Origin of the sequence: Glycomyces terrestris, from assembly GCF_003933745.1 — a bacterium.
Classification (GTDB): Bacteria; Actinomycetota; Actinomycetes; order Mycobacteriales; family Micromonosporaceae; genus Glycomyces; species Glycomyces terrestris.
In genome coordinates this window covers 19,225-34,499 of record NZ_RSEB01000001.1, presented here as the reverse complement: position 1 = coordinate 34,499, position 15,275 = coordinate 19,225, and the positions used below count along the sequence as shown (strand labels likewise).

Annotated in this window: 12 protein-coding genes; 5 read left to right on the top strand and 7 right to left on the bottom strand. The window is 74.5% G+C overall.

The features are described 5' to 3' along the window. Positions 1-10: 10 nt before the first annotated feature. Both EIW28_RS00150 and EIW28_RS00145 read left to right on the top strand, forming a co-directional pair. Complete coding sequence (locus EIW28_RS00150; RefSeq protein WP_125245713.1) at positions 11-3,979, top strand: S1 family peptidase; 3,969 nt, start codon at positions 11-13, stop codon at positions 3,977-3,979. Continuing rightward, the gene (locus EIW28_RS00145; RefSeq protein WP_125245712.1) at positions 3,976-4,425 is read left to right on the top strand and encodes a DUF4913 domain-containing protein; all 450 of its coding nucleotides are present in this window, start codon (positions 3,976-3,978) and stop codon (positions 4,423-4,425) included. The genes EIW28_RS00150 and EIW28_RS00145 overlap by 4 nt, the downstream gene beginning before the upstream one ends. Before the next feature lie 7 nt (positions 4,426-4,432). On the opposite strand, the gene EIW28_RS00140 is transcribed toward EIW28_RS00145, so the two are convergent. Genes EIW28_RS00140 through EIW28_RS00110 form a run of 7 tightly spaced genes read right to left on the bottom strand, consistent with a single transcriptional unit; the run spans position 4,433 to position 12,432 of the window. Further along, on the bottom strand, positions 4,433-5,638 hold the full coding sequence (locus tag EIW28_RS00140) for an MFS transporter (protein WP_125245711.1): 1,206 nt from the start codon (positions 5,636-5,638) through the stop codon (positions 4,433-4,435). 2 nt (positions 5,639-5,640) lie between these two features. Beyond that, on the bottom strand, positions 5,641-6,795 hold the full coding sequence (locus tag EIW28_RS00135; RefSeq protein ID WP_125245710.1) for an ATP-grasp domain-containing protein: 1,155 nt from the start codon (positions 6,793-6,795) through the stop codon (positions 5,641-5,643). Beyond that, complete coding sequence (locus EIW28_RS00130; protein WP_158630227.1) at positions 6,792-8,000, bottom strand: ATP-grasp domain-containing protein; 1,209 nt, start codon at positions 7,998-8,000, stop codon at positions 6,792-6,794. Before EIW28_RS00130 ends, EIW28_RS00135 begins: the two co-directional genes overlap by 4 nt. Before the next feature lies 1 nt (position 8,001). Continuing rightward, a complete protein-coding gene (locus tag EIW28_RS00125; protein WP_197716988.1) occupies positions 8,002-9,036 on the bottom strand; it encodes a cupin domain-containing protein in 1,035 nt (344 codons plus the stop codon). Next, positions 9,033-10,214, bottom strand: a complete 1,182-nt coding sequence (locus EIW28_RS00120; RefSeq protein WP_125245708.1) for an FAD-dependent monooxygenase — start codon at positions 10,212-10,214, stop codon at positions 9,033-9,035. Before EIW28_RS00120 ends, EIW28_RS00125 begins: the two co-directional genes overlap by 4 nt. Further along, on the bottom strand, positions 10,211-11,410 hold the full coding sequence (locus EIW28_RS00115) for an aminotransferase class I/II-fold pyridoxal phosphate-dependent enzyme (RefSeq protein ID WP_125245707.1): 1,200 nt from the start codon (positions 11,408-11,410) through the stop codon (positions 10,211-10,213). Before EIW28_RS00115 ends, EIW28_RS00120 begins: the two co-directional genes overlap by 4 nt. Next, positions 11,407-12,432 carry an FkbO/Hyg5 family chorismatase gene (locus EIW28_RS00110; protein WP_125245706.1) on the bottom strand — a complete coding sequence of 342 codons (1,026 nt, stop codon included), beginning with the start codon at positions 12,430-12,432 and terminating at the stop codon, positions 11,407-11,409. Before EIW28_RS00110 ends, EIW28_RS00115 begins: the two co-directional genes overlap by 4 nt. A gap of 481 nt (positions 12,433-12,913) precedes the next feature. Here EIW28_RS00110 and EIW28_RS00105 point away from each other — a divergent pair, with 481 nt between their 5' ends. The 3 genes from EIW28_RS00105 to EIW28_RS00095 are packed head-to-tail and all read left to right on the top strand — an operon-like array spanning position 12,914 to position 15,272. Continuing rightward, a complete protein-coding gene (locus EIW28_RS00105; RefSeq protein WP_125245705.1) occupies positions 12,914-13,897 on the top strand; it encodes a fatty acid desaturase in 984 nt (327 codons plus the stop codon). A 38-nt stretch (positions 13,898-13,935) separates the two neighbouring features. Next, positions 13,936-14,661 carry a B3/B4 domain-containing protein gene (locus EIW28_RS00100; RefSeq protein WP_125245704.1) on the top strand — a complete coding sequence of 242 codons (726 nt, stop codon included), beginning with the start codon at positions 13,936-13,938 and terminating at the stop codon, positions 14,659-14,661. Beyond that, entirely contained in the window at positions 14,658-15,272 is a 615-nt protein-coding gene (locus EIW28_RS00095; protein WP_125245703.1) for a LysE/ArgO family amino acid transporter, read from the top strand. Before EIW28_RS00100 ends, EIW28_RS00095 begins: the two co-directional genes overlap by 4 nt. Positions 15,273-15,275: the final 3 nt, after the last annotated feature.

Sequence of the window (15,275 nt, the reverse complement as noted above, 5' to 3'; positions counted from 1 at the left end):
GAGCGAGTGGATGCAGGAAGCGCAGGTCGTCCAGGTCCGCCACGTCGAAGGCGGTGACGTCCGGACCTTCGGCACCGGGTACCTGATCGCGCCGCGGCTCGTCCTCACCTCCGCCCACCTCATGCCCGAAGGCCCCGCCACGGTGCGGATCGCGGTCCCCGACTCGGGTGCGAGCGCCGACGGCGTCGTCAGGTGGCGGCGGCGCGACGACACCGTGGACGCCGCCCTCGTCGAGATCCCCGCCGACCGGGACTGGACGCCGCCCGCCACGCTCCGCGGCGGCTTCGAGCACCGCCCCCAGCGGTGGGGCCGCTGCGTCACCGGCACCGGCGAAGTCGCGGTCACCGCCATGGGATTCCCGCGGCAGCAGCGCCTCCGAGGCGCCGACGGGCCCGTCCGCGCCCGGGAGCGGCTCACCGGCCGCATCAGGCCGCACGGCGGCACGGGGAACGTCGAGATCCTCGACGAGGCCGGCCTCCTCGCGGTCGACACCGCCGGACTCGGCGGCCCCGCGACCACCACCGCCTGGTCCGGCATGTCCGGCGCGGCCGTCTTCCTCGACGGCGAGGACCTCCTGCTCGGCGTCGTCCAGGACGACCGCCGCCCCAGCCACGGCACCCGCCTGAAGATCACCCGCAGCGAGGACCTCCTCGCCGACCCCGGGTTCCGCGACGCCGTGCGGGAGGCCACCGCCACGCCGCCGCAGCTCGAAGCCGCCGAGTTCACCCTGCTCCTCAAGCCCGCGCCGCCCGAGCCCGCCGGCTCCCTGTCCATGCTGCTGCGCGCCGACGCCGAAGTGGTCCCCTTCCGCGGCAGGGAGACCGCGCTCGCCGAACTCGAGCGGTGGTGCCTCGACCCGCAGGGCCCCCTCCCGTCCGTGCGGGTCCTCACCGGACAAGGCGGCCAAGGCAAGAGCCGCCTCGCCCGCGAACTCGCCGCCCGCATGCGCGCCCGCGGATGGGTGGCCGGCGAAGTCGTCCGCGAACCCGCCGGCCTGCCCCTCCTGCGCACCGTCCAGCACCCGCTGCTCCTCGTGGTCGACTACGCCGAGACCCGGCCCGACCAGGTCAGGGCCCTCCTCGAGCACACCGGGCGCCTCCGTCAGCCCGTGCGGCTGCTCCTCCTCGCCCGCGCCATCGGCTCCTGGAAGACCAGGATGGACGGCTACCGGGAGATCAGGCTCCCCGCCCTCAGCGTCGCCGACACCGACCTCGAACGCGACTTCCGCGACGCCGCCCAGGCCCTCGCCCGCCGGCTCCCCGACGTCCTCGGATCGGACGTCGACTGGCGCGAGGCCGCCGCCGCCCTCCCGCCGCCCCGCCTCGGACGCAGCCGCGGCGGCGAGACCGCGCTCACCGTCCAGATGCACGCCCTCGCCGCGCTGCTGCACGAACTCCCGGCCCGCTCCCGCGACGGCCTCGCCCCCGAGGCCGTCGTCCTCCGCGACGAGATGCACCACTGGATCCGCACCGCCGTCCAGCCCCGGCACCTCGGCCCGCTCGGCCACGACGAGGACCTCCTCGCCCAGGCCGTCGCCGCGCAGGCGCTGTGCCCCGCCCGCGACCGGCGCGAAGCCGAGGCGACCGTCGCCCGACTCCTCCCCGACGAGAACCCGGCCCTCATCGGCAGCCTCGTCACCTGCCTGCGCGAGCTCTACCCGCGCCCCGACGACCGCTACTGGGGCCGGCTCGAACCCGACCTCCTCGCCGAGTTCCACGCCTCCGCCGAAGTCCTCCACGACCCCCGCCTCCTCGAACGCCTCTTCTCCCGCGCCCCCGACCACCAACGCGCCCAGACCCTCACGGTCCTCGCCCGCGCCGCCGTCGCCCACGCCAACGCCGACCGCACCGACGAAGCGCGCCTCCTCGTCGACCGCCTGCGCGAGGCCCTGCGCACCGTCCCCGCCGACGCCCCGCTCACCGCGGCCATGCTGCGCACCCACTCCGACGCCCTCCCCGAACGCAGCCACCTCCTGCGCGACTACGCGCTCGAAGTCGCCCGCGAACTCGACCGCCGCTCCGCCGGCGCGGACGACGCCGACCGCGCCTGGGCCCTCCAGAACCTCGCCGAACGCCACCTCGCCGTCGGCCACTGGCCCGAGGCCCGCCGCGCCGCCGAAGCGGCCGCCGCCCTCCGCGAACGGCTCGCCGCCGACGGCACCGCGCCCCACCGCACCGCCCTCGCCAACGCGCTCCTCGTCCTCTCCCGCGCGCAGTTCCAAGACGAGCGCACCGCCGACGCCCACCGCTCGGGCACCCGCGCCCTCGACCTCTTCCGCGCCCTCGCCGACCAGGACGGCCCCGACCCCGAGCTGCGCGAACACGGACTCGTGCGCGCCCTCATCAACCAGGCCCGCGTCGTCTGGCGCCTCGACCCCGAGTCGATCCCGTTCGACCAGGTCGCACAGTCCACCAAGTACACCGACGAGGCGGTCCGGCGCGCCCGCGCCCTGCGCGACGCCCACCCCGACCTCGACCCGCTCCTCCTCGCCGACGCCCTCGCCGAGCACGGCACGACCCAGTCCCGCCTCGACCAGCGGCGCGAGGCGCTCGCGCTCAGCGAAGAGGCGGTCGCGAACGCCACCCGGCTCCAGCGCGAGAACCCCGACGCCTGCACCGCCGACCTCGCCCGCGCGCGCATGCTCCTGGCGATCGACCAGAGCGCCGCCTCGGGGCCTCGCAGCACCGTGATCGCGCTGCTGGAATCCTCGATCGCGCTCCTCCGGCCGCTGGCACGCGACCTCCCCGCCGTCTACCTCCCCTATCTGACCCAGGCCCTCCACAACCTCGCCTGGGAGCACCTCGACGACGGCGACCGCGACGCCGCGGCGGCGGCCGTCGGCGAGGCCGTCGACCTGCGGCGCAGGCACGTGCGCGCACCGGGCGACATGGGCGAGCTCCTCCTCGCCCAGTCCCTGTACCTGCTCGCGGAGGTCCGGGCCGCCGCGGGCGACCACGGCGCCGCGGCCGACCTGAACGAGGAGGCGCTCGCGATCTTCGCGCGAGCGGGGCAGCCGCTCAGCGCCATGGGACTGCGATCGCAGTCCGAGATCGCCCTCGCCCTCGCCGACCACCTCCTCGAACTCGACCGGCCCGAGGACGCACTGGCCGCGCAGAACCAGGCGCTCGCGATCCGCGACCGCCTCAACGCCTACGCCCCCAGCCTCTACTCGCAGGCGTACGCCGAGGCCCTCGGCCAGAACCTCGACCTGTACTGGCGGCACGGCCGGCCCATCGCCCGGCGCATCAAACTGCGCCAGCTCATCGCGCACCACCGCCGCATGCCCCTCGACACCGCGGAGCGCCGCCGCTACCTCGCCTTCTGCCTGCACGACCTCGGCACCGCCTACGCGGCGCTCAACACCCGGACCGCCGTCGACCGCGCCGTGGACGCGCTGCGCGAGGCGTACGCGATCCATGTGGACCTCGCCGACGACGGCACCGGATTCGAGCACTACCTCGCCGACACCTGCGCGCAGCTGGCCGCCGCCCTGATCCGGGCCGGGCGTCACCGCGAGGCCGCCCGGATCGCCGCGCACGAAGTCCGGTTGCGGCGCAACCCGACCGATGCCGACCGGCCCGACCGGGAGCACGCGCTCTTCCTCGCCCTCGCCCGTTCGGCGGAGGCACACGCGCTGGCAGGGGACGACGCCGCGGCCTGGCGCACCGCCCTCGAAGCCGAGCGGACCCTCGCCGGGATCGCCGACCTGTCCGTATACGACACCGCGTTCTGCCACCGGCGGCTCGCCCGAGTCCTGAGCCTGAGCGGGCGGGGATCGCTCGCCAGGACCGCCCGCGCGGTCGGGCCCGCGCAGGCCGCCGTGCGGATCTTCCGGGACCTCGCCGACCGCGACCGCGGCAACGCCCAGAACCACGCCGACCTGCGAGCGGCCGTCGAGCTGCTCGGCACCGTCCTGGACCGCGTCGGCCGCGGCGACCTGGCCGCCGACGTACAGCTGCGAAGAGGAGCACTGCAATGAGCACGTTCAACGACGACGGGCCCGACGCCTCCCCCGAGGAGGTCCGGGCCGACGAGGAGCAGCTCGACCGCGAGTCGGAGCTGTTCTACGGCAACGTCAACGAGTTCGTCGAAGACCGGTTCGTCTACTTCGTCAACCTGCCCGCCGCCGGGTCCGGGCGCGTGTGGTGCCCCGAGTGGTACCGGCACGCGCAGGCGCTCAGCCGCCTCGACTCGCTGTGGCGGGCCTGGGAGCACCTCCGCTTCGACCCCGCCCTGGGCATGTCCGCCTGGTGGACCCAGCACCTGGACCCGCACTGGCGCGCCCTCACCGACCCGGTGACCGGCCCGTTCGTCAACTGCGTCGGCGGCCACGGCGGCGCCGAGCCGCTGCCGGTCGCATCCCCGCCGGACGGCCTCTTCACCGACCAGCGCGGCACCGCGAGCGACCCGCTCGCGCTCTCCTGACCCCGGTTCAGGCGAGGGCGCGGTCCGGCTCGCGGGTGCGCGCCTTCGCCGCGTACCAGGCGAAGTAGCCCGTCACGACCAGCAGGCCCGCGCCCGCGGCCCAGAACGGGATGCCGGCCGCCGGCCACGCGAGGCCGGTCACCGCGGTGATGCCGAGCCAGGAGCCGGCCGACTCCGCGCCGCCGCGGGCCGCGCCCGCGACGCCGTAGGCCCCGACGGTGCTCATGCGGCCCTTGACCTCCGCGACCATCGCGTCGTACGCCGGGCCGAAGACGAGCTCGGCCACGGTGAAGGCCGCCATCGCCGCGTACACGGACCAGAGTGGGGCGTGCCCGGTGAAGCCGAACGCGAGCACCGACACCGCCAGGACCGCGTGCGCCCCCGGCAGGACCGCGAGCGCGGCCGCGCGCGGCCGGGACCGCCGCCAGCGCTCCAGCGCGGCCGTGAGCGGCGCCTGGAGCGCCAGGACCATCACCGAGTTCAGGACGAACAGCGCGGCGATCGCCTTGGGCCCCACCGTGTCGGCGCTGAAGGCGGGAAGCACGTTGAACACCTGCGCGTACGCGGTCCAGGTGATCGCGGTGAACCCGAGGAACGCCCACAGTGCGGCCCGGCCGCCCGCGGCGGGCGCCTCGGCGGCGTCCGTGCTCGGCGCCGCGTCCGCGCCCGGCATGAACCGCACCGCCGCCAGTGCGCCGCCGTACAGGACCACCGCGCACCACGCCAGCAGGTGCGGCGCCTCGGCGACCACGTAGCCGCCCGCGGCCACGCCCGCGGCCGAGCCGGCGTTCACTGCGAGGTTCAGCTTCGCGAAGGCCCAGAGCCGCTGCTCGGGGGAGTACGCCGCGGCCACGAGCGCCTTGAGGGCCGCCGTCGCCGAGGAGAACGCCAGGCCCAGCACCGAGGCGAGGGCGATCCACACCGCGAGCCGGTCGCCGGGGTACAGCGCCATCGCGGCGGCGGTCCCGACGGCGACGGCGTAGGCGAGCAGGACCGCGCGCCGCAGGCCGATGCGGTCGAGGGCCCGCGCGGCCATCATGCCGCCGGCGCGGCCGAAGAACAGGCACAGCGCGACCACGGTGGCGGCCGCGGCGCCGCCGAGGCCGCGGGCCTCGATGAGCCACAGCGCCAGGAACGGCACCAGCAGGAAGTACGCGGCGGCGCTGCACCCGCGCACGGCGAGGAAGGCCAGTTCGGCCCGTTTGGACGACATCGCTACGCGGTCTCGACCCGCACCTGGTCGAGGGCGCGGTTGGCGTTGTCGAGGGCCTCCTGCGGGTCGCGGCCGATCGCGACCACGCCGAGCAGCCGGTCGTGGGAGCTGGTGATCGCGCGGACCTCCACGCCTGGAGCGAGGTCCGACTCGACGAAGTTCACGCCCGGCTGGTGGCGCGCGACGTCGACGCCGGCGACGCGCGCGACCGTCCCGGGTGGGAAGGCGCGGAACTGCGCGGTCGCCCAGGAGTGGTGTCGGACCTCGAACTCGGGTGCGCCGCCGGTGGCGGTCACGACGCTCTCGGCGATCGGGTCGACCCCGGTCGCGAGCGTCACGAGCTTCGCGATGTGGTCCCCGCCCGAGCGGGTGTGCGTCTCGATCACCTTGGGGCCCTTGGCGGTCAGCTTCACCTCGGTGTGGGTGACGCCGAGCCGGACGCCGAGGAGGTCGAGGAAGTCCCCGACGTGGGCGGTGACCTCCGCGGCGGCCGCGGGCGCGAGCCGCGCCGGGAACAGGTGCCCCGACTCGACCACGGTGCCGGGGAACAGGAACTTCTCGGTGATCCCGAGGATCCGGTGCCCGCCGTCGACGCTCAGGGCCTCCACCGAGAACTCGGGCCCGTCGAGGTACTCCTCGGCGAGCACCGGGTAGGTGATCCCGGCGAGGTCCGAGGCCGCGTCGAGGACGCGGACGCCGACCGAGCCGGCGCCGTCGCGCGGCTTCGCGACCACCTTGCCGTGCGCGGCGATCGCGGCGGCGAGCTCGTCCCGGTCGGCCGCGACGCGGTGGGCGACGGCGAACCGCTCGTCCTCCTGGAGCAGCCGGCGCATGGCGGCCTTGTCGACCGAGGCCGCGGTGGCCCGGGCCGGGTTCGCGGGCAGGCCGAGGCGGTGCGCGACCTCGTCGGCGAGCCGGAGGGCCGCCTCGCTGTGGGTGAGCGCCCCGGCGACCGGGAGCCCGGCGGCGTCGAGCGCCTTGACCACGGCGTCGGCGTCGGCGTGGTCGACGACGAGGGCGCTCAGCGGCGCGGCGTACTCGGGCGCGGCCCCGGGGAACACGGCGACGGCGTCGAACCCCTTGGCGCGCAAGCGGTCGAGGATGTTGGGCTTGGGGTTGAACGCGAGCACGCAGCGGCGCTCCTGGGGACGGCTCACTCGCTGCTGACCTCCACCCGGTAGGCGCCGTAGATCTCCTTGTGGAGGCGCTCGACCTCGGCCAAGCTGTCGGCGCGCGCGAACACGAGCATCGCGGCCGTGGCCGAGTTCTGCCGGGTCGGGACCGAGTCGCCGACCTTGAAGTTGGCGACGACGTCGATCACGCCGTCGATCTGGCGGAGCTGGTCGGCGTCGGTGAGCTTGACGATCCGGCCCGGCGGCACGGTGAGGTACCAGTGGGCGACGGTCCCGGCGCCGGTCTCAGTCTCGGCGGTCTTCGGGGCGCGGCCGAGCGCCGTGTCGAGGCAGGCGGCCCAGATGTCGACCCCGGTCTGGAGCTTCACGGCGTGCGGGATGCCGCCGCCGGCCGGGCGGCAGGCGATCTCGCTGGCGAGCAGGCCGTCCTCGGTCTGGAAGAACTCCATGTGCGTGACGCCCGACTCGAGGCCCGTCGCGGCCACCGCGCGGCGGTGGAGGTCGAGGATCTCGGCGGCGACGGGGTCGCCGTCGGGGAGGATGCGGGACCCGAACTGCTCGCCGTGGCCGAGGACCGGCACGAAGTACTCGGACGCCTTCGCGAACCGGACCTCGCCGCCGTCGACGACGCCGTCGCAGTGCAGCTCGGTCCGGATGTCCACGAAGGACTCCACGACGAGCGGGCAGGTGAGCTTCCTGATCGGGTCGGCGTCGCGGCTCGCGGCGAACGCGCGGGCCTCCGCGGCGGAGTCGAACGTGAAGACGTCGAGCGAGCCCCCGCCCACGGCGGGCTTGACGACGACGGGCCAGCCGACCTCGTCGCCGGCCGCCTCGATCCGGTCGACGCCCGCGGCGAGGGCGAACGGCGCCTGCGGGAGGCCGGCCTCGCGCAGCCGCAGCTTCATCACGTACTTGTTGGTGAGCGCGTTGGCGGCGGTGAAGCCGATGCCGGGGATGCCGAAGTACTCCCGGACGAACGCGGCCTGGGCCTGGCCGAGCTCGAACGGCATGAAGATCCGGTCGATGCGCCGCTGCCGCAGCACCTCCAGGACCTCGGCGCGCAGGCACTCGAGGTCCTGGACGTCCTCGACCAGGCGCACGTCGACGCCGGGCCCGTACTCCTGGAGGTGCCCCGGTTCGGTGATGACGGTGAGGAACTGCGGGAACAGCGCCTTGACGATGTGGTCGGGGAGGCGGTTCTTCTTGACGTGGACGAGGAGGACGTTCATCTCAGGCTCCATGGCGGGTGGTGTCGAAGGCCTCGCGCCAGAGGCCGAGGGCGGTCTGGGCGGCGCGGTCGCTGTAGGAGAAGACGACGGCCGCGCCGTCGTCCACCTCGTGCGCGTACGGGACCCACGCGGGCAGGACGAGCACGTCGCGCGGCCCCCACTCGAAGACCTCGCCGCCCACGGTGGTGGCGCCGGTGCCTTCGACGGGGACGAACACGGTGGCGTCGGTCGACCGGTACGTCCCCCGGCTCGGCCCGGCCGGCAGCAGGCTGAGGAACGCGCTGATGGTCTTGAGGATCGGGCCGCCGGTGGACGGGTCGGTGTACTCGGCCTCCCAGCCGCGCACCGGGTGCGGGGCCTGGCGGGCCGCGTACTGCTCCAGCCGCTTGAGCGCGGCCGCGTACGGGTAGGAGGTGACGGGGTTCGCCGGCTGCGGCCGGTCGAGGGGCCGCAGCCCGGCGGCCCATAGCGCGGCCCGGCCGTCGGGCTCGGGCTTCTGGGCTCGGTCGGGGTGGTTCTCCATGAACGAGGCGTCGTAGAAGCCCACCGTGGGGATGTCGAGCGCGTCGAGCCAGATCGTGTCCTCGGCGGGCGCGCCGTCGTTGCCGTGGTCGTGCCAGGACCACGGCGGCGTGACCACCACGTCCCCGAAGCGCATCGGCGTCTTGTCGCCGTCCACCGTGGAGTACGCGCTCTCGCCTTCGAGGATGAGCCGCAGCGCGGACTGGGTGTGCCGGTGCGCGGGGGCGACCTCGCCGGGCCGCACCAGCTGGAGGCCGGCGTACAGCGTCCGCGTGATCGAGGAGGTGCCGGCGAGCGCGGGGTTCTCGAGGATGAGGACGCGGCGCTCGGCCTCCTCGACGGAGATGAGCTCGCCCGCGCGCATGAGGTGCTCGCGCATCGCGGCGTACCGCCAGCGGTGGGCGGCCGCGCCGCCGGCGGGCTCGGGCCGCACGAGCGTCCTGAAGCGGTCCCAGAGCGGGACGAGGCCCTCGGCGGCGATGGACGCCGAGTACCGTTCGAGTCCTGTGGTCACGCGATCCCTCCGAACGGGGTGTAGAGCCAGGCGAGGTGGTCGAGCAGGCGCTCCTCGGACAGGCCGAGGAGCATGGCGTCGCGGCGCTTCGCGGCGGTGCCCGCGGGGTGGTAGACCTCCGCGGCCATCCAGCGGGAGAGCCGCTGGACGCGGGCGGTGCGCTCGCGCCGCGCGGCCGCGTACCCGTCGAGGGCCGCCTGCGGGTCCTCCTGGGCGGCGAGGTGGCCGGCGAGCGCGGCGGCGTCCTCGATCGCCATGCACGCGCCCTGGGCCGCGTACTGGAGCATCGGGTGGGCGGCGTCGCCGAGGAGCGCGGCGCGGCCCTTGGTCCAGGTCGCGACGGGTTCGCGGTCGCGCAGCGTCCAGCGCCGCCAGCCGGTGCCCGCGCTGAGGAACGCCGCCGCGCCCGCGCCGATCCGGTCGAAGCGGGCGCGGACCTCCTCGTCGGGCACGGCCTCGCCGCGGGCGGTGTCCGCGGAGCCGTCGTTGACGGTGACCACGGCGTTGTAGACGGCCCGGTCCTTGAGCGGGTAGTGCACGAGGTGGCAGTCGGGTCCGGCCCACAGGACGGCCCCGTCGACGCGGCTCGCCGCGGGCATCCGGTCGGCCGGGATGAGGCAGCGGTACGTCGCGTGTCCTGAAGGGACGGGCTCGCCGTCGCCGGCGATGGCCTGGCGGAACCGGGAGTGGAGGCCGTCGGCGGCGATGACGCACCGGCCCTGGAGGCGGCGGCCGTCGGCGGTGCGGACCTCGACCCGGTCGGGCCGCTCCTCCCAGTCGACGGCCTCGGCGTTCACCGCGAGCGCGACGAGCGGCGACTCGAGGCAGCTCTCGTGGAGCGCGCGCAGGAGGTCGCCGCGGTGGATGACGCCGTACCCGGCGCGGTAGCGCTCGCGGAAGGCGCCGCGCAGGTCGAGCCTGACGAGGGCGCGGCCGTCGAGTGCGTCGCGGATCTCCAGGTGCCCCACGGGGATGAGGCGCTCGCGCACGCGTGCCCCGGCGCCGATCGCGTCGAGGACGGCGAGGGCGTTGGGGCCGAGCTGGATGCCCGCCCCGATCTCGTCGAAGGCCGCGTTGCGTTCGAGCACGAGCGAGGGGATTCCCTTGCGGGCCAGGCTCACCGCCGCCGCGAGGCCGCCGATGCCGCCGCCCGCGACCAGGACCGGCAGGCCCGTCATGCGACCACCCCGTGCTTGAGGAGGATCGGCGCGAGCCGTTCCAGGGCGGCCCTGGTGGTGTCGAGGTCGTGGACCATCGCGACGCGCACGTACCCGGCGGCGGACCAGGTGCCGTCGTGCGCCTTCGGTCCGATGTAGGCGCCGGGGACGACGCGGAGCCCGGCGCGCTCCCAGCACTCGACGGCGACGGCCTCGCCGTCGTCGACCCGCAGCCACAGGAACATCCCGGCCTCGGGGGACCGGTAGCCCGGGAGGCCGCCGAGGATCGCGTCGGCGGCGTCGAACAGCTCGCGGTAGAAGCCGCGGATGCGCTCGACGTGCGACTCGTCGGCGAGGAGGTCGGCGGCGGCGCCCAGGTTCGGGCAGCCGACCGTGCCGGCGGTGTAGGCGCGGAGGTCGATGAGGCCCTGGACGAGCCGGCGGTCCCCGGCGGCGAACCCGATGCGCAGGCCGGGCGCCGAGGACCGCTTCGACAGCGAGTTCACCGCGAGGACGTTCGCAAACGGGTCGCCGCCGCCTGCCTGCTCGGCGCAGACGCGGAGGACGCCGTACGGGGGTTCGCCGCGGTAGATCTCGGAGTAGCACTCGTCGACGGCGAGCACGAACCCGTGCCGCCGCGCGAGCCGCACGGCCCGGTCCAGGTAGCCGCGGCTCGCCACGGCCCCTTCGGGATTGGTGGGGGAGCAGAGGGTGAGCAGCGCGATCCGCGGGCCGAGGCGGTCGACCTCGTCGAGGTCGGGGAGGAACCCGCCGGCCTCGTCGCAGGCCAGGTAGACCGGGTCGAGGCCGGTGAGCCGCGCGGCGGCCCGGTAGGGCGCGTAGTGCGGGGTCGGCATGACCGCCAGGCCCTTCCCGCGCGCGAGCAGGCCCAGCTGGAACAGCACCTCGCGGGCGCCGGAGCTCGGCACGACCGCCTCGGGCGGGAGCGCGGGGTCGAGCTGGAACCGGCGGTCGAGCCAGCCGGAGGCGGCCGCGCGGAACGCGGCGGTGCCCTCGTTGCGCGGGTAGGTCCCCAGCGTGCCGCCGTGCTCGGCGAGCCGGGAGGCGAGCCAGGCGGGCGGGGCGACGCGCGGCTCGCCGATGGTCAGGTCGACGGCGGGCCCGGGCGGCGGCTCGACGCCGTCGAGCAGCGCGGCCACGCGCGGGAACGGATGCGCGCCGAGCCGTGCGATCTCGGGGTTGACCAGGTCGCTCATGCCCGCACCGCCTCGGCGCCGACGGCGGCGCCGCCGACGATCGCCTCGATCTCCACCAGCAGGTCGCCGCGGCAGATGTCCACGTTGAACACCGCCAGCGAGGCGCGCGGGCCGAACGCCGAGGCGCAGAACTCGCGCACGTACTCCACGTGGTGGGCATGGCGCACATAGGCTTTGACGGCGTCGACGTCGGTGAGCGACTTCGCGCCGCCGTAGCAGTTGCCGATGAGCTCGGCGATGTTGTCGGCGGTGGTCGCGCACTGCTTCTCGATGTCGCCCGCGAACACGGTCTCGTGCCCGAGGATGCTCGCGGTGCCGGAGACGAACAGAGTCGGCGCCTCGCCCGGCCGCGCGGTCATCGTGGTCGCGCGGGCGAAGCTGGGGCTGCGCGGCCCGTACCGCGCGGGGTACCGGTACGCGGGCGTCTGCCGGCGGTTCTCGATGTGGCGGACCTCGGCGTCCTTGACCGCCAGCAGGAAGAACGAGATGCCGCTGCCGGTGGTGCCGATGCCCGTGGCGGCCGGCATCGACCGGGAGAACACCGGGTGCGCGGCGAACGCGTCGGCGCGGCCCTTGCAGAAGTCGCGGTAGACCTCGAGGCCGTCGGCGTTCGCGGCGTTGATGGTCTCGATGAAGTTCCAGACCCGCAGCAGGCGCCGGTAGCCGTGGGCCTCCAGGAACGCGAAGACCTCCCGGTACCGCTGCTCGACGGCGGGCGCGTACACGGACCGGTGCTCGACGACCGCCGCGCACAGGGCGACCTCGTCGCCGCACGCGTACAGGATGTCGCCGGCGCGGCCCGTCTCGGGCGGCTCCTCGCACCACCAGGTCTCGACGCAGCCGGGCTCGCCCGGGCGCGCCATCGGGACGGTCATCGCGAGGTGGTCGCCCGCGGGCGCGAACCCGAGGGAGGCCGGGCCGTTGCGGAACGCGACCGCGGCCATCGGGAACGCGCCCGCGGGGCCGGGAACGGGCAGATCCGTTCCCTCCCTTGTAAACGGTTCGAGAGTAGAGAAGATCAACTGGACACCTATCCGTGGAATACGGGCCCGCCCGGGGAGGAGGCGCGCCCGAACACCGGGACCGCGCACACCGATGTGCACTATTCCGGATTGCAGTGAACGGTTCGAGAATGGGGATCGACAGTCCGGGGAAGAGACTGCAATGGGGGCGTTCCCGACTTCCGGGAAACCTCGGACAATCTAGCATGACGCACCGATCACGTCCGGTCACCGCTCCGCAGGAAAACAGTGAACGGTCGTGAAATCCCAGCTCATCACCGATGAAAATATTGAAAAGTGTTCTGGGTCACAAGTAACAGGCGTCTATTCGAGTCCCTTCAAGAACTCCATCCAAGATCATTTTCGCGCCCCGCGACTCGTCGCGAGAAAACGATCTTGATCCTCCGATCCTCCGCCGGTTACATGCATCACAATGGCTGGAGTTGATCTTGCAATCCTGCTTTCCTTGCTCCCGGCCGACCCCCTTCATTCGGAGCGGACAATGCGAGCAACGAATTCAGCCGTCCCCAGTCAAATTGTCGACAAAGTCGAATCCCACCGATACCGCCGCGGCTATTCGACCCCCGCGGCACTCCGCGAGGACATCAAGGCCGCCCACCGCACCCGCCCCTGGCGCACCGCGGCCGCCGCCGTCGCCGACCAGGCCGCCATGATCGCCGCCTGCGCCGCCGCCGGCTGGCTCCTCACCGTGCAGCCCTTCGCCGGACTGGTCGCCGCGGTCCTCGCGGCCGTCCTCACCGGACGCCAGCTGCGCGCCCTCGAGAACCTCGTCCACGAAGGCTCCCACTTCAACTGGAGCCGCAAGCACCGCCTGCTCAACGACGTCCTCGCCACGGCCCTCGCCGCGCTCCCGACCGGCGCCCGGCTCGCCGGCTACCGCGAGAGCCACCTGCGCCACCACGGCGCCTTCGGCACCGACGAGGACCCCGACCGGCAGCGCTACCGCGAACTCGACCTCGAGGCCCTCGACCGCTCCAGCGCCGCCGCGTTCGCGCTCGGGCTCCTGCGCCGCCTCCCGGCCTACCAGCGCACCTGGTGGCGCGACAGCCTCCAGACCGCGCCGGCCCTCGCCCTCGTGCCCGTCGCCTGGGGCCTGGCCGCCGCGGCCGCCCCGGCGTGGGCCGCCGCCGGACCGCGCGCCGCCGCCGCGTCCGCCGCGGTCTGGCTGGCCGGATACGCGCTCGCCCTGCCGGTCCTGCGGTTCATCGCCGAGGCCAGCGAGCACGTCTACACCGGATCGGACACCGTCTTCGACGCCACCGTCAGCAACCTGGGAACCCTCCAGCGCGCGCTGATCCATCCCCATAACGACGGCTACCATACGGTTCATCACCTGTGGCCGGGCGTGCCGCACCACCGGCTCGCATGGCTCCACCGGCGGCTCATGGCCGCCGACCCCGAGTACGCGACGCGACTGCGCCGGCGCTCCGGGGTGCTCGCGACGCCCGCCCGCGGCGGGGCGTGAGCGCGGACCGTGCGACGACACACCGAGAGGACCAGCGAATGAGCCCCGAGTTCACCGTCGCCGACGGCGTCGCCGAGGCGTTCCCGCAGCTGCGGATCCACCTGATCGCCGCCGCCTCCCTGCGCAACGGCGAACCCTGGCCCAAGGCCGCCGCCGCGATGGACGAGCTCGAAGCCGAAGCCGCCCAAGGCGCCTGGACCGCGCTCGACGCCGAGGACCCGCGCATCGCGACCTGGCACGCGGCCTACCGCGCGTTCGGCACCAACCCGAAGCGGATGCGCCCCAGCGTCGAAGCGCTCCAGCGCCGCCTCGCCAAGTCCGGCCGCCTGCCGCGCATCACCCCGGCCGTCGACGCCTACAACCTCGTCTCGGTGCGCTTCGGCGTGCCCGCGGGCGCGTTCGACCTGGCCGCGCTGGAGCCCCGGGTCGACATCCGCTTCGCCGCCGACGGCGACGGCTTCACGCCCCTGGGCGAACCCGACGTGCGTGAGGCCCCCAAGCCCGGCGAAGTGGTCTACGCCCAGGGCGCGGAGGTCCTGACCCGCCACTGGAACCACCGCGACGCCGACGCCACCAAGGTCACCGCCGCCACCACCCGCGCGGTCTTCGTCTTCGACAGCGTCGGCGACGCGGCCCGCGAGGCCGTCGACGCCGCCGCCGAGCGCCTCAAGGAGCTCCTGTCCGAAGGCGCCGCGGTCACCGACCACCGGGTCCTCACCGCCGCCGACCGCACCGTCCGACTCGACGCCGAAGGGCCCCAGTGACCGCCGCCTACTTCACCGGCCTGGCCCTGGGCCTGGCGCTCATCGTCCCGATCGGGGCGCAGAACGTCTTCGTCTTCGGCCAGGGCGTCACCCTCGGCATGCCCCGCGCCCTGTGGGCCGTGGTCGGCGCGGGCCTGTGCGACACCCTCCTCATCGTCCTCGGCGCGGCCGGGACCTCGGTCCTGCTCGACTCGGTCCCCGGCCTGCGCCCGGCGATGCTCGTGGCGGGCGCGCTCTTCCTCACCTACCTCGGCGTGAAGTCCCTGCGCACCAAGCCGGCCGACTTCGACGACCTCACCGGCACCTGGTCCCGCGGCCAGGTGCTGCGCCAGACCGCGGCCGTCTCGCTGCTCAACCCGCACGCCATCCTCGACACCGTCGGCGTCCTCGGCGCGGCGATCACCGCCCAGGCCGCGGCCACGCGCCTGCCGTTCGCGATCGGCGCGGTCACCGCGTCCTGGACCTGGTTCCTCATCCTCGCCGCCGCCGCCCACGGCATGCGCCGCTTCCTCACCAAGGAGCGCCGCGTCTGGTTCGACCGCGTCTCCGGCGTCATCCTGCTGGTGTTCGCGGCCTGGCTCGCCGTGGAGTTCGTCCAGACCTTCGTCTAGCGC

Bases quoted from the DNA above. Each gene is read 5' to 3' on its own strand.
- EIW28_RS00150 (WP_125245713.1), top strand. From the start codon at position 11: ATGCAGGAAGCGCAGGTCGTCCAGGTCCGCCACGTCGAAGGCGGTGAC.
- EIW28_RS00145 (WP_125245712.1), top strand. From the start codon at position 3,976: ATGAGCACGTTCAACGACGACGGGCCCGACGCCTCCCCCGAGGAGGTC.
- EIW28_RS00140 (WP_125245711.1), bottom strand. From the start codon at position 5,638: ATGTCGTCCAAACGGGCCGAACTGGCCTTCCTCGCCGTGCGCGGGTGC.
- EIW28_RS00130 (WP_158630227.1), bottom strand. From the start codon at position 8,000: ATGAACGTCCTCCTCGTCCACGTCAAGAAGAACCGCCTCCCCGACCAC.
- EIW28_RS00120 (WP_125245708.1), bottom strand. From the start codon at position 10,214: ATGACGGGCCTGCCGGTCCTGGTCGCGGGCGGCGGCATCGGCGGCCTC.
- EIW28_RS00115 (WP_125245707.1), bottom strand. From the start codon at position 11,410: ATGAGCGACCTGGTCAACCCCGAGATCGCACGGCTCGGCGCGCATCCG.
- EIW28_RS00105 (WP_125245705.1), top strand. From the start codon at position 12,914: ATGCGAGCAACGAATTCAGCCGTCCCCAGTCAAATTGTCGACAAAGTC.
- EIW28_RS00100 (WP_125245704.1), top strand. From the start codon at position 13,936: ATGAGCCCCGAGTTCACCGTCGCCGACGGCGTCGCCGAGGCGTTCCCG.